Below are 14176 nucleotides of genomic sequence, written 5' to 3'. Positions count from 1 at the left end.
TTTATTATTGATCCATTAAAAATTGAAAAACCCCTTTGCATTATTGTAACATATATTCTCTACCATTTTTCCAAGGAACGGCAATTCCGAAGCCGGCAGATCTCCGTTTTCGACATCCTGTCCGATCAGGTTACAAAGGATACGGCGGAAATATTCATGGCGGGGATACGACAAGAAGCTTCGTGAGTCGGTCAACATTCCGACAAACCGGCTCAATAAACCTAATACGGAAAGCGAATTCATCTGGGCCTCCATACCGACTCTCTGATCAAGGAACCACCAACCGGAACCAAACTGCATTTTCCCGGCAACACTTCCATCCTGGAAATTTCCGATCATGGTCGCAATCATATCATTATCCCGTGGGTTGATATTGTAGATGATTGTTTTTGCCAGCTGGTTGCTGGTATCCAAACGATCAAAAAATTTCGACATATTTTTTGCCACATTGGGGTCCCCGATCGAGTCAAACCCGGTATCAGGGCCTAATTGTTTGAACAGGCGGGTATTGTTATTCCGGATAGGACCGTAATGGAATTGTTGTGTCCAACCTTTTTCATGGTCCATTTTTGCCCCGTCGACCATCATCGCCGATTTGAATTTCAGTATTTCGGCAGGTGTCAGGTTTTTTCCCGAATATACTTTGGAGAAAATCGTATCTAACTCAGATTCCGTATAATCTTCCGCATAAAATTCTTCAGTTCCATGATCCGATAACTTACACCCGACAGAAGCAAAAAAGTCATGGCGGATACGTAATGCTTCGATCAGGTCGGCATATTTACGGATATTTACTCCGGATACTTCCGAAAGTTGGTCGATATATGCTTTGTAGTTTGCAGGGTTTTCAACAGCCATGGCTTTATCCGGCCGCCAGGTCGGGAGCACTTTGATCCCAAAACCTTCTTTTTTCAGGGCAATATGGTATTCCAGGGAGTCAATAGGATCATCGGTAGTGCATACTACTTCCACCCGGAACATTTTCATTAATCCCCGGGCGCTATATTCAGGTGTCCGTAGCTTTTGCGTACATTCATCGAAGATTTCACGGGCTGTTGACGGACTTAAAATTTTGTTTACATCAAATCCCCTGCGAAGTTCCAGGTGTGTCCAGTGATAAAGAGGATTCCTCATGGTATATGGCACAGTTTCCGCCCATTTTTCAAATTTTTCCCAATCAGAAGTGTCTTTTCCCGTGCAGTAACGTTCTTCTATCCCGTTCGTACGCATGGCTCTCCATTTATAGTGATCACCTTCAAGCCATAACTGTCCTAAATTGTCGAACTTTCGATCATTGGCGACCATAGCAGGATCAAGATGGCAATGATAATCTATTATCGGCATCTTGGCCGCATGTTCATGGTACAATTGTTGCGCCGTATCGGTGCGTAACAGGAAGTTTTCATCCATAAATGACTTCATAATCGTTTGGTTTTAGGTTTTTAATTGATATTTTTTACCGGGTTTATACGTTTAACATACCTTAATTTAAATATATGAAATGCTTCCAGATCAAAATAACTTTTTGATTTTAAGAGAAATAATAAATATAACATATCTCAGAAAGAAGCATTCCGTGTGCGCACACGAAAATAGATGAAATATTTTGTTTATGAAAATTTTTATCATTATTTTCGCAGGAGAAATTTTACTGTGTACGTGCACGGCGATATTTTCAATTATTGGGTTTTTGAAAATCTGTTCTTCCGATTAATAATTTATTGCGTTTTATGCCGAATTCATCACCAAAAGTAAGGATTAAAGATATTGCCAAGATGGCGGGTGTCTCTCCGGGCACTGTCGACCGGGTAATACATAACAGGGGCGAAGTTGCAGAAGATAAAAAAGAGAGGATCCTGGCTATTATAGAAGAATTACATTATCAACCCAATATCCTGGCCCGCTCACTGGCCATGAAAAAGACATTCCGGTTTGTTTCGCTTTTGCCGGAATTTCATCAGGGTGAATATTGGGAAGCTCCTGAGAGAGGAATAGATAAGGCTCAACAGGAAATACGTAATTATAATGTATCGGTAAGGAAACTTTATTTCAACCAATTTAATGCGCAAAGTTTTAAAGATGCTTCGGAATCTTTAATGAATAATCTCCCAGATGCCGTATTGATGGCTCCGACTTTCCGTAATGAGGCAACTTTATTGATGGGAAAACTTCATCAGCTTGGTATTCCCGGAGTATATATCGACTCAAATACCGAAGATGAATATTACCTGTCTTATTTCGGGCAGCATTCATATCAAAGTGGTTATACGGCTGCACGTTTGTTGGCATCCGGGCTGCCTTCCGGCTCTGATATTTTGATTCTCAAAGCCATCAGGATTGCAGGTGCTTCCAATCAGACCCAGCTTAGGGAAGAGGGCTTTAAGGCATACTTTCATGATAAGGGGCTGGCAGATAAATATCATTTTCTCCATGCTGATTTTTCGGCGGAAGAGGAAGCAGGTAATATTCATGAAATAAGGGACACTTTTGCAAAATCATCCAATATCCGTGCTGCTGTGGTATTTAATTCAAGGGTCTATCATCTGGCCAACATTCTGAAACGATTGGGAATTAGCGGTATAAAGTTAATAGGTTATGACTTGTCCGGTACCAATGTAGCATGCCTTAAAGATGATACGATTTCCTATTTAATAGCCCAGCGGCCCGAAGATCAGGGATATCGGGGAATCATGGCTTTATGTAATTATCTGGTCTTTGAAAAAGAGATCAAGCGCATCAACTATATGCCCATTGATATCCTTACCAAGGAAAATATTGATTATTACGTTGATTATATAGAATAAGACGAGAGTTATTGAGGGAAAATTTTATCATAAAAATGTCTAATTTAAAATAAAACCATAAAACCAAACAATCATGAGTAAAATATCATTTGATGATCTAAAAGGAAAGGTATGTGTACTTACGGGCGGAGCAGGAGTGATCGGGGCCAGCCTTGTCCGGGGACTTGCATCTGCCGGTATCAAAACGGCCATTGTTGACCTTAATGAAGAAGCTGCAGTACGGCTCGCTACCGAAATAGAGAAAGAATACGGAGTAACTACGATAGGAGTGGGTGCCAGCGTATTGGATAAAGATTCGTTGATCGCAGCTAAAAAAACCATCAATGAAAAGCTGGGAAAAATAAATTTCCTGATCAATGGGGCTGGCGGAAATTCTCCGGCTGCAACCACACAACTTGAAGAGATGTTGCCGGAAGACAAAACCCATTTGGAAAAAACATTCTATGGGCTTAATATGGACGGATTCCAAAAGGTATATGATCTTAATTTCAAAGGCACATTGTTGCCTACTATGGTTTTTACGATGGATATGCTTGATGCCGGAAAAGGCGGCGTACTCAATATATCATCGATGAATGCGTACAAACCGTTGACCAAAATACCTGCCTATTCAGCTGCGAAGGCATCCATTAATAACTTTACGGAATGGTTGGCAGTACATCTTGCTAAAACAGGTATCCGGGTCAATGCCATTGCACCGGGATTTTTCCTTACCAATCAGAACCGGTTCTTGTTAACAGATGAAAAAACAGGAGAAGCGACACCCCGGGGTAAGAAGATTATTTCCAGCACACCGATGGGAAAATACGGGGAACCTGAAGATTTGAACGGAACCATGCTTTATCTGCTCAGTGATATTTCTTCGTTCGTGACAGGTATTTGTATTCCGGTAGATGGCGGATATAGCGCATATGGAGGAGTGTAAGTACCGATATTTACTCATTTAATCATCTATAACTATGTACAGAAGAGATTTCCTTTCAATAGCAGGAATATCCACGGCAGGAATACTGACCGGTTGCCAGCCGAAAGCAATACCGGAGGAAAAACCGGGAAACTGGCTGAAAACACGTATCAAGCTGGGAGTTTCTACTTATTCGTATTGGCAGTTCCGACCGGAAAGGCCGTCTATTGAATCTGTGATTGATAAAGCTGCTGCTTTAGGAATGGAAGGAGTGGATATACTCCACCGGCAAATGGAAAGCGAAGACAATGATTATATGCAAAGGCTGAAGAAAAGGGCTTTTGAGGCAGGAATGGACCTGATCAGCCTTTCTATTCACCAGGATTTTGTCTACCCGGATGCTGCGGACCGGCAAAAGAATATTGATCATACCATCAAGTGTATTGAACTGGCTTATAAAATGGGAATTCCATGTATCCGACTGAACTCGGGGAGATGGAAAACTATTAAGTCTTTCGATGACCTGATGACTGCCCGTGGCGTAGAACCGATTCCTGAAGGATATAAAGAAGAAGACGGCTTTAATTGGTGCATCGACAGTATTGAGAAATGCCTGCCGAAAGCACGTGAATGCGGGGTAATCCTTGCTCTTGAAAATCATTGGGGACTGACAGGAACTCCTGAAGGGATGCTACGCATTAAAAATGCGATCAGTGATGAATGGCTCCAATTCCTGGCAGATACAGGTAATTTTCTGGAAGAACCGTACGGTAAACTGGAAATGATAGCTCCCCAGACCTGCTTTGTCCAGGCTAAGACCTATTACGGAGGTGGCAAGTGGTACACACTAGACCTGGATTATGAACGCATTATCCGGATTTTCAAGAATGTGGGATATAAGGGTTATATATCCATCGAATTTGAAGGGAATGAAGAGCCGGAAAAAGGTGTGGCCCAAAGTGTTTCATTACTTCGTGAGTGTATAGATAAAGTATATGGTTAGTAACAATAAATAAAATCAAAATAAATTTATGGGTATTCAATTGAAAAAAGATGCCAGGTGGGCGCTTACCGTACCTACCAGCATGGGAGTCCGTATCACCCCTTTGAACGGACAACCTGTTTATAGTGAAAGTACATTCAATATGCAGGTGACAAGTGCGGAAACCAATGTAGCAAGCATTGCATCCTATCTCGGACTTCCGGTGAAAGTCCTGACCACTTTTGTGAAAGACAGTCCTATCGCACAATTGATCAAGTCAAATCTCAGAAGCCGTGGAATGGAATATGAGGGTGCTGAAGTCGATCAGGGTGGCCCGTGGGGATACCGGCATCAGTTCAATATTGCAGATAGCGGATACGGATCACGTGGTCCGCGTGTACAGAATGACCGTGCAGGTGAAGTAGGCCGTACACTCAATGTGAAAGATTTTGACCTGGAACGTATTTTCGGACAGGAAGGGGTACAGGTGATCCACATGTCAGGCCTGATCGCTGCTCTTTCTCCGGAAACAAGTCAATTTTGCCTTGAACTGGCCCGTGCAGCGAAAAAACACGGAACCAGGATCTCATTCGACCTTAATTACAGGGCAACATTCTGGAAAGGTCGTGAAAAAGAACTCTGCGGAATTTTTAAAGAGATCGCCTCTATATCGGATATCCTGATTGGTAATGAGGAAGATTTTCAGTTATGCCTCAATATTGAAGGACCTGAAGCAGGAGGAAAAGCAATTTCAGATCAGATAGACGCATTTAAAGATATGACCATGCGTGTAAAGGATTCTTATCCGGGGACATCGGTTTTTGCCAATACCTTACGTCAGGTAGTCAGCGTAAATGAACATCTTTGGGGAGCCATTATGTTGGAAGGTAACGATTTTGTCGTTATAGAGCCGAGACCTATTCGCGTACTCGACCGTATTGGCGGAGGTGATGGTTTTGTCGGCGGGTTGCTTTACGGTATCCTGAAGGGGTGGGAAGCCGAAAAATGCGCTCAGTTCGGATGGGCTACCGGGGCTTTGGCCACTACTTTCCTTACCGATTATGCCCAACCGGCTGATGAGGATATGGTTTGGAGTATCTGGAAAGGAAATGCAAGGGTAAAACGTTAAAAATATTCACTGTTTGCCGGTATGGATCATCATTTGTACCGGCAACATAACAATGATATATTATGTTATATTATTCTAAAGGATCGAAGGATGGCGCTTTTTCAAACGAAGAATTAAGAAGTGCGTTGACCGGTATTTTCAATAAATTGGGTCCCCGAAAAAAAGTATTGGTTTTGCCACCTGATTTTACCCGGTTCCATTCATTTGCCGGAACCATCACTGAAATGGTATGGGAGTATTACAGGAAAGCACTTACTGATGTATTGCCTGCGTTGGGAACACATTTTCCAATGACGGATAGTGAGATCGAGCGCATGTTCGGTAAAGTACCTAAAGACTTGTTCCGGGTGCATGACTGGCGTAATGATGTGGTAACGGTAGGTACGATCCCTTCGGAATATGTTAAGGAAGTATCCGAAGGTAAACTGGATTATACCTGGCCGGCACAGGTCAATAAATTACTGGTGGAAGGAGAATTTGACCTGATCCTATCCATAGGTCAGGTAGTTCCTCATGAAGTAATAGGGATGGCCAACTACAACAAGAACGTTTTTGTCGGAACAGGTGGTTCGGAAGGCATCAATAAAAGCCATTTTATCGGTGCGGTATACGGAATGGAACGGATCATGGGGCGTGCCGAATCTCCTGTACGCAGTGTCTTGAACTATGCTTCGGAACATTTCACGAATCATCTGCCTATCGTGTACATTCAAACCGTGGTGAGTAAAGATGAGCAGGGAAAACTGCAGATCCGGGGTTTGTATGCAGGAGATGATTTTGAATGCTTCCGTCTGGCATCGGAGTTATCACTTGAAGCCAACTTCCTGATGGTGGAAAAACCTATTAAGAAAGCAGTGGTATGGCTCGATCCGGAAGAATTTAAAAGTACATGGCTGGGCAACAAAAGTATTTATCGTACCAGAATGGCTCTGGCTGACGGAGCAGAGTTGATCGTTCTGGCGCCCGGATTGAAAGAGTTCGGAGAAGATAAAGAAATAGACCGGTTGATCCGGAAATATGGTTACGCCGGAACACCCAGGACGCTTGAAGCTGTTGAAAAGAACCAGGAGTTAAGGGATAATCTGGGGGCAGCGGCACATTTGATCCATGGTTCCAGCGAAGGCCGTTTTACAGTTACCTATTGTCCCGGAAAGTTAACTAAGGATGAAATAGAAAGTGTCTATTTCAATTATGCGGACTTGGATGAGATGAAAAAAAGATACGATCCTGACCGGTTGACAGACGGATTCAATACGATGCCCGATGGAGAAGAGATTTTCTATATTTCCAATCCGGCGCTCGGATTGTGGGCACATCGTGACAGATTTAAATAAACACCTGGCACATCATAAAAAAAGAGGCGATATTGCCTCTTTTTTTATGATGTATTGGACCTTTATATCACTTGGATATCTGGAAACTATATTTAACAGGCAGGGTATTGCCATCAATTTCCATTACACTATTGATAAATAAGGTATCATATTGGGCAACTCCTGATAAACTGCCAAAAATATTGACAAACTTAGCAACGGACATCGTCTCATCATTTTCAATATTATCAGTGCTGACAGGGATGGGTGCAGAGGGAGCGCCTTTGGCACCTACCGAATAAGTATAGGACCAGGTAGCATTAGTAAGATCAAGCCATTCGCGATAATTTATGCTTTTCTTTACAATAGCCGTTACCATGATCGTGTCATTTTCGATTTTGCTGATTGCCGGTGCAAATGATTCGGCATACTCAATTTCTGAAGAAAAAGCCGGAGTCAGGTCTGAAACAATAAAAGCATAGTCGCCCATCCTTGAGACTCCTTTATTGGTAACTGTCGCATAAATGAAAACAGTATCCTTTGGATTAAATGCCAGATTTTTCATTGAAAAAATGCAGGAAGCCGATTTTTTCGATGCTGAGACCTTAAGGGGAATATTTTGTTCCACTCCATTTATTCCTACGGTATACACAACATCCCATGTCGCCTGATTCATATCGATCCATTCATCGACCGATACCATAAAATTAATGGTGTCATTAATCGATTTACCTTGTATCGGGGTAAATGTTTTGTTTGCAAAGATCAGATTAAGCACCTCCCAGTACTTATAATTATCCAGACTGATCCAGCAAGGAACGGTGGTCAATACTATCTCTTTTGAAACCGGACCATTGGTCACTTTAACCATGGCTTCATCATCCTCTCCTGTCCAGTTTAATTCGGAAATGGTATAGGTGAGTTCACATTGTTGATTGACGGGTATTACTTCTGTTTCCGGGCCATATTCTTCTTCTCCTTTTTTCATTAACCGGACTTTAACAGAGGATGCGTCAGCATTTACCCTGAACCTGACTTTCACCTGATCATCCAGATCAGAATAAAGATAAGCACCGATATTGTTCCTAGGTACCATATATTGGTCATATTCAATAAAAACATCGCTGTTGTCGTAAGGTGGATCTTCTTCCGTATTACAAGCGCTCAAAAATGCAATGGAAAGCAAAAGAATGTAAAAACTATGATTGAATGAAGATTTCATTTTGTTCTTTTTTAAGGTTGAATAAGTATTAACGTGTTCCTCCGGCCCACCATACCGGTTCTTCATAAACATAACTGCCGTTCCCGAAAATACTTCCGATATTTTCATTGGCGCTGACATCACTATCCCCATAGGTATATCTTTTCGGAAATTTCGCCGGATTATTTGCATTGCTTAATCTAATGAAATTCTCGTTACCCATGGCAGTTAATCGGCGATAATCATTATAAGCTTCCATGGATTCTTCTTCATAAAATGCCAGATATTTCTGAACCATGATTTCTTCCAACAGATTAGTGTTTAATCTTCCCTGAATGCTTTCAAAATACTCATCAGCTTCATCTTCCGTCAGGCCTACTTTTTCAAAAGCAGCTGTAATGGCTTTTGACAAGGCATTTAAAGCTTCAGTCGTATTATTCAACCGGGCATAAGCTTCGGCTTTCAGGAATTGTAATTCATGATAGCTTAATAAATAAGTAGGTGCTGTAGGTGAACTTAATGCCGAAGTTCCGTATTTTGCCTGGTTTTGTTCCGGTTTTCCATTGGGGGCTAATTCTCCGGAATTTTCCAGAAAGAATTTTGATTCGCGGGGATCATTCCGTTCTTCAATCTTAGCATATAGACTTTGACTTGATCCCAGATTTCCCAGCCGATCCTGGTGGAATTTATACATTGGACTTACGGTAGTACTTCCGTTATAATTGAATTGAAATTGTTCCCCTGCATCGGCAAAAGATTCGTCAACCCAGTCGATTACATTCCGGTATTGTGGATTTCTGTGAGAAAGCCGCATAGCATAACGGGCTTTAAGACCCCATGCTGCTTTGATCCATTTGTCTGCATCACCACCGTAAATTAAATCCTGTGTTCCCAATGACGCATATGAACTTTCTTTTTCCAGATTGGCAATTCCTTCATTCAGCAAAGCGAATATATCACTGTAAATATCTTCTTGTTTGTCTAACTTCGGTTGAGGGATTTCTGTAGGTTTTCCCGCTTCCGTCCACGGTACATCACCCATCAGGTCGGTAAGAACTGCAATATTATAAGCCATCAGGATCTGGGAGATACCCATGGTGTGGTAATTTCCCTCCTCTGCTCCACCGTCTGAGCATTTATCGATGATGATCCTTAAATACCAGATACATTCATAGGAAGAACGCCAGGCGTTACCGTATGTGGAAGCTGAAGTAGGTTCAGATACCCTTATCTCGGCATTGTACATTTGTCCATATGTTCCGACATTGTGTTCAATAAATACCGAAGCATAATAATTATAATCGGTACCTGTAACGGAGAATGCGGTTTTTGCCATTGCATCTGTTATGATGAAACGCGCCTGCATATCTTCCGGATTGTTCTTATTTTCATTGATATCATCCATCTTGTCTTCGGTACAGGATGAAAAAGGAAGTACCAACGCCAATAAAAGAAATATTTGTTTGAATAGATTATATGTTTTCATTTTATATTTGTTTACAAAGTTAAAAAACTACATTCAAACTGATCCCGAAACTGGATGTCTGGGGCATGGAAAAACGTTCAAATGCGCCGCCCATATTCGTATTACCTTGCGAAGATTCGGGATCAATTGCCGGTAACTTTGTCCAAAGTAATAGATTTCTGGCGAAGAGGGACACTTTCATATCAAATATTCCTATCCTGGGGATTTCATAACCGATGACTACTTCCCTCAGTTTCACGAAAGATGCATCAAAAATAAAAGCTTCATCGATATTGCCTAACACATTGGAGTATAGATCCTCATAAGCATCCGGGTCACCTTCGCCGCCGCGTTGTATATCATTGAGGGTTCCATCCTCTTTATACCCTTTATAAATAAACGGCGTTGAACGGTCTTCGGTCACTTTTGCCGTACCATATGTATATCCCAGGCCATTTGTTCCCGAATACATCTGGCCTCCGTGTTTCCATTCAAGGGTAGCACCAGCAGAAATGCGTTTATAACGGAATGTGGTATTTGCTCCTAAAATAAAATCGGGAGATACTTTTCCGATCACTTCATTGGACCCGGCCATCGGCATTCCATAACTCCAACTGGTAGGATCTTCATCAACCAGTATTCTTCCTTGTTCGTCTCTATCAAAAGAAGTCCCCCAAATAACAGGGAACTTATCCCCGATACCTGCACGAACCTGAGGTGTCTCGAATCCTCCGAGAAAAATACTGTTGACACCATCTGCCAGTTTGTCTACGTAATTATCTATTTTAGAGAAATTAATACCGATGTTCCAGTCAATATCCGTAGTCCTGATAGGATTGATATTCAGGATGACCTCATGGGCATTCGTATGAATTTTTCCACCGTTCATTGCCATGTAATAAATTCCAGTTGATCCGGCCCTGGGAATATCAAATATCTGATCAGTTACATTCTGCCGGGAATAGGTATAATCGATTCCGAAAAGATTGTCTAAGAAACGGATATCGATACCCACTTCATACGAACGTGTGTTCTGGGGTTTGAGGTTGGGATCATACAACGTATTTGCCGGAATAAAGGAAGTCGTGCCATCGATGGGATACTGGATAGGAAGGTTATCCCACCAGCTTCCGGAATAATTAGGTGTGGTATAATAATTTTTCATGTAACTTCCTGCTTGTCCGACTTCCGCATAAGAGGCCCTTAACTTGAGAAACGAAACAATATCCTGTGCCTTCATAATGTTCAGTTCGGATGCGATAAAACTCAGGGAAACGGAAGGATAGAAAAACGAGCGGTTATTCCTGGGCATGGAAGATACAATATCATTACGTCCTGTGGCGCTTAAATACACCATATTCCTGTAAGATAAAGTCAGGCTTCCGAAAAATCCGACAGTCCTTGCTTCTTCCTGGTATTCGTCAGCTACCTGTATGGCGGTATTATTGATATGTTTCCACCCACCGAAGGTAAATCCTGTACCACGCTCCGAATACATCTTTATGTTTTCATGATTGAATTCGCCTCCTAACATCGCTGTAAAATGAAGATCGGGAGTGAATTTCATTTCATAATTCGCGGTTAACAATGAATTAAAGGTTGCCGAAGTGACTCCATAATTATTGATGGATCCTGTACCTCCCCTGGAACCGTATTCCCAAATGTCCTGAAAATGGGTAGTATATGTGTCGGCCCCGGATTGAAAACGGAATTTTAATTTTTTATCACTGCTCCAGTTGATAAGTGGGGAATATTCCAAAAATGCATTACCGAAAAAACGGTCGGTTTTTTCATCGAATTGGTTATGATCAAGTGACCAGTATGGATTATTAAATGTCAGCGAGCGATAATTGGTTTGTTCGTACGGATCGGTAGGAGAACTGTAGGGTATTCCTTTCAGGTTATAATTGATCGGAGCCGGATACACAGTTCCCAACAATCCATCATTGGCTGTCGGGAGCTTGTCTATGTTGTTATGGATATAATTGGCGGTAAAGCCTGTTTTGAAACCTTTCCAAAGATCTGTTTCTGCGGCAGCTTTCAGGGATGTCCTGTCCATTCCCGAAGTGGAAATGATCCCTTCCTGATGGGTATTTCCGATCCCGAACGAATAATTCCCTTTATCAAGGGCCTGGCTTACATTTGCCGAAATACTGGTAGTAAAGCCCAGTTTAAAAAAGTCATCAATATTATCATATTTCTGGGGAGTTGCCCAGGGATCCAGACCAGCCTGCGCCAATTGCGGGACATAGTATTTACCGGTAGTATTGATACCTGCATCCTGAGCAGCAGCCGTATATTCATTAACGGTGTTACCCCCGTAACCAGGATCATCCGGCAGGTCTTCAACCCTTGGCCCCCATGATACGGATGTGTTAGGAGTGAAAAGTCCGTAACTACCCTGTGCCCATGTATTCTGAAAATCAGGTTTGCGTGAGATGCGATCCATACTGGCGCTTACATTTACAGAAACCACCGGTTTCCCTTTGGCCAGACCCCTGCCACTTTTAGTGGTGATGATCACAACGCCGTTTGAAGCACGTATACCATATAACGCAGAGGCAGCCTGTCCTTTCAGTATATTGATACTTTCGATTTCGTTCGGATCGATATCTATGGCACGATTGGAGATATCGGTTCCGGTTACTCCGTCCCCGGCATAACCTAAGGCAGCTCCGAAACCGGATTGAAAATCCGAACCGGATGATACCGGCATACCGTCTATTACATATAGCGGATTGTTATTGCCGGTGAAAGACCTTGCGCCACGGATAACCACTTGAGAAGAAGCTCCAGGCATACCGCTCGACGGCTTGATATCCACACCCGATACTTTTCCCTGTAACGAAGTCATCAGATTGGTGTTGCTGGCCTGGGTCAATGCCTCATTTTTGATGTCCTGGGCTGCATAGCCTAGTGCTTTCCTTTCCGAGGTCATCCCAAGAGCGGTGACTACTACTTCATCAATTGATGTTGAAGCCATTTCCATGGAAACATTGATCACACGATTAATTCCTACAGGGACTTCCTGGCTGTTCATTCCAACGAAAGAGAAAACCAATACGGCATCTTCCGTTGCCTGGATAGAATAGGTCCCGTTAATACTGGTAGTAGTGCCTCTGGTGGTTCCCTTTACCAGAACGGATACCCCGGGTAATGTCTCTCCGTCTTCAGCACTGACAACGGTTCCCGTGATAGAGACGGTTTGAGCAAGTACAGTGCTTATTCCCAAACATAAAATCCCGATGATTGTTGATATTTTTTTCATAAGCTGACGATTATCATTTATTATTTTCAAACAATTTGCAAAAGTAATTAATTTATATTTATGTACAAACTTTCAAATTCATGATCCGGTGCTGCCGGGAGGCTATAATGGTGCAGTCAGTTCCGGTTCGATCTGGATCGGAGTCGGAATGTCTTTGATATTGATGATCTCATTCACTATAAACTTACTGTATCCGCGCCAGGGTAAGGTTCCGAGGTATTCTTTATAACGTAGTTCAACATACCGTCCTCCGGCCCGCATCAATTCATCGGCAATATTGGGATCTTTGACCGAGAACTCAAATTCATTGGAACCGATAGTGCCGGGTTCGCGTGAATATATCCCGGATTGGATCAGTTTTCCTTCATAAGTTTTGAAAATATATCCTTTTTTTACCACATAATTGAGTTGTCCGGCTTTTACCCCTTCGCCAAATTCGAATAAAAAGCGAAAATAGAAAAAAGCCACTGAAGCGACAATGATGATTCCGATAAAAATAAGCCAGAATTTCTTTTTTTTGCTCATCTTTTTAAGTTTTGAAAGTAATAGAATCGCGTAATTTTCTTATCAGCAAATATACAATATAATTTTTTTTAATACCAAGTATCGGAAAAATATGATCAGGCAGTTATTTCCAGCTGGTCATAAGCCAGATAGATATTGGGCGGAAGCATAGCCTGCACCTCGTCATGAAAGCCCATCTGATGGCTGATGTGGGTAATGAACGCTTTCCGCGGTTTTATTTCCTGGATCAGATCAATAGCTTCCTGTAGTGAAAAGTGGGAAATATGCGGTTCTTTCCGTAATCCGTTTACTACGAAATAATCCAGTCCATGGAGTTTTTCTTTTTCTTTTCCGGATATTTTATTGGCATCGGTGAGATAGGCCAGGTTTCCGGTACGAAAACCCAGGACAGGTAATTCCAGATGCATGGCCCGTATAGGAGTGATAGGGATCTCATTGTTGACAAGAAATGGTTTCTCTGATATGGTATGAAGGGTCATTTCCGGAATGCCCGGATATTTATCATCAGTGAATACGTAGGCAAATTCCTGCTTCAATGTCTCCTGTACCCGTTTTTCCGCGTAGATATCCATAGGACGCTGCATC

At 42.2% G+C, this 14176-nt stretch carries 11 protein-coding genes; 5 read left to right on the top strand and 6 right to left on the bottom strand.

Features of this window, described 5'->3' with window-relative positions:
- Positions 1 to 15: 15 nt before the first annotated feature.
- Positions 16 to 1422 (bottom strand): glucuronate isomerase, encoded by a 1407-nt coding sequence (uxaC, locus tag LBQ60_01575; GenBank protein ID MDR2036593.1) that lies wholly within the window; start codon positions 1420 to 1422, stop codon positions 16 to 18.
- 308 nt (positions 1423 to 1730) lie between these two features.
- Here uxaC and LBQ60_01570 point away from each other — a divergent pair, with 308 nt between their 5' ends.
- The 5 genes from LBQ60_01570 (at position 1731) to LBQ60_01550 (ending at position 7153) form a co-directional block, all read left to right on the top strand.
- A complete protein-coding gene (locus LBQ60_01570; GenBank protein ID MDR2036592.1) occupies positions 1731 to 2804 on the top strand; it encodes a LacI family DNA-binding transcriptional regulator in 1074 nt (357 codons plus the stop codon).
- Positions 2805 to 2877: 73 nt separating this feature from the next.
- Positions 2878 to 3729 (top strand): SDR family oxidoreductase, encoded by an 852-nt coding sequence (locus tag LBQ60_01565; protein ID MDR2036591.1) that lies wholly within the window; start codon positions 2878 to 2880, stop codon positions 3727 to 3729.
- 34 nt (positions 3730 to 3763) lie between these two features.
- On the top strand, positions 3764 to 4711 hold the full coding sequence (locus LBQ60_01560) for a sugar phosphate isomerase/epimerase (protein ID MDR2036590.1): 948 nt from the start codon (positions 3764 to 3766) through the stop codon (positions 4709 to 4711).
- Positions 4712 to 4739: 28 nt separating this feature from the next.
- Positions 4740 to 5819 (top strand): sugar kinase, encoded by a 1080-nt coding sequence (locus tag LBQ60_01555; protein ID MDR2036589.1) that lies wholly within the window; start codon positions 4740 to 4742, stop codon positions 5817 to 5819.
- A 62-nt stretch (positions 5820 to 5881) separates the two neighbouring features.
- A complete protein-coding gene (locus LBQ60_01550; protein ID MDR2036588.1) occupies positions 5882 to 7153 on the top strand; it encodes a lactate racemase domain-containing protein in 1272 nt (423 codons plus the stop codon).
- A gap of 67 nt (positions 7154 to 7220) precedes the next feature.
- On the opposite strand, the gene LBQ60_01545 is transcribed toward LBQ60_01550, so the two are convergent.
- The 5 genes from LBQ60_01545 to LBQ60_01525 all read right to left on the bottom strand — a co-directional run.
- Positions 7221 to 8354 carry a hypothetical protein gene (locus LBQ60_01545; protein MDR2036587.1) on the bottom strand — a complete coding sequence of 378 codons (1134 nt, stop codon included), beginning with the start codon at positions 8352 to 8354 and terminating at the stop codon, positions 7221 to 7223.
- A 28-nt stretch (positions 8355 to 8382) separates the two neighbouring features.
- Positions 8383 to 9819, bottom strand: coding sequence for a SusD/RagB family nutrient-binding outer membrane lipoprotein (locus tag LBQ60_01540; GenBank protein MDR2036586.1), 1437 nt, complete (start codon positions 9817 to 9819; stop codon positions 8383 to 8385).
- A 19-nt stretch (positions 9820 to 9838) separates the two neighbouring features.
- The gene (locus LBQ60_01535) at positions 9839 to 13066 is read right to left on the bottom strand and encodes a SusC/RagA family TonB-linked outer membrane protein (protein ID MDR2036585.1); all 3228 of its coding nucleotides are present in this window, start codon (positions 13064 to 13066) and stop codon (positions 9839 to 9841) included.
- Positions 13067 to 13168: 102 nt separating this feature from the next.
- Positions 13169 to 13591 (bottom strand): hypothetical protein, encoded by a 423-nt coding sequence (locus LBQ60_01530; protein ID MDR2036584.1) that lies wholly within the window; start codon positions 13589 to 13591, stop codon positions 13169 to 13171.
- A gap of 95 nt (positions 13592 to 13686) precedes the next feature.
- Positions 13687 to 14176: MBL fold metallo-hydrolase (locus LBQ60_01525; protein ID MDR2036583.1), on the bottom strand; the 490-nt coding region annotated here is incomplete at its 5' end.

It is taken from the genome of Bacteroidales bacterium, assembly GCA_031275285.1.
Taxonomy (GTDB): domain Bacteria; phylum Bacteroidota; class Bacteroidia; order Bacteroidales; family UBA4181; genus JAIRLS01.
Note: the sequence above shows the minus strand (reverse complement) of the source record. Positions and strands in the feature narration are given on the sequence as shown.

What these genes read in the sequence shown, in the direction of transcription:
- uxaC (MDR2036593.1), bottom strand. Translation starts at nt 1,422, where the DNA reads ATGAAGTCATTTATGGATGAAAACTTCCTGTTACGCACCGATACGGCG.
- LBQ60_01570 (MDR2036592.1), top strand. Translation starts at nt 1,731, where the DNA reads ATGCCGAATTCATCACCAAAAGTAAGGATTAAAGATATTGCCAAGATG.
- LBQ60_01565 (MDR2036591.1), top strand. Translation starts at nt 2,878, where the DNA reads ATGAGTAAAATATCATTTGATGATCTAAAAGGAAAGGTATGTGTACTT.
- LBQ60_01560 (MDR2036590.1), top strand. Translation starts at nt 3,764, where the DNA reads ATGTACAGAAGAGATTTCCTTTCAATAGCAGGAATATCCACGGCAGGA.
- LBQ60_01555 (MDR2036589.1), top strand. Translation starts at nt 4,740, where the DNA reads ATGGGTATTCAATTGAAAAAAGATGCCAGGTGGGCGCTTACCGTACCT.
- LBQ60_01550 (MDR2036588.1), top strand. Translation starts at nt 5,882, where the DNA reads ATGTTATATTATTCTAAAGGATCGAAGGATGGCGCTTTTTCAAACGAA.
- LBQ60_01545 (MDR2036587.1), bottom strand. Translation starts at nt 8,354, where the DNA reads ATGAAATCTTCATTCAATCATAGTTTTTACATTCTTTTGCTTTCCATT.
- LBQ60_01540 (MDR2036586.1), bottom strand. Translation starts at nt 9,819, where the DNA reads ATGAAAACATATAATCTATTCAAACAAATATTTCTTTTATTGGCGTTG.
- LBQ60_01535 (MDR2036585.1), bottom strand. Translation starts at nt 13,066, where the DNA reads ATGAAAAAAATATCAACAATCATCGGGATTTTATGTTTGGGAATAAGC.
- LBQ60_01530 (MDR2036584.1), bottom strand. Translation starts at nt 13,591, where the DNA reads ATGAGCAAAAAAAAGAAATTCTGGCTTATTTTTATCGGAATCATCATT.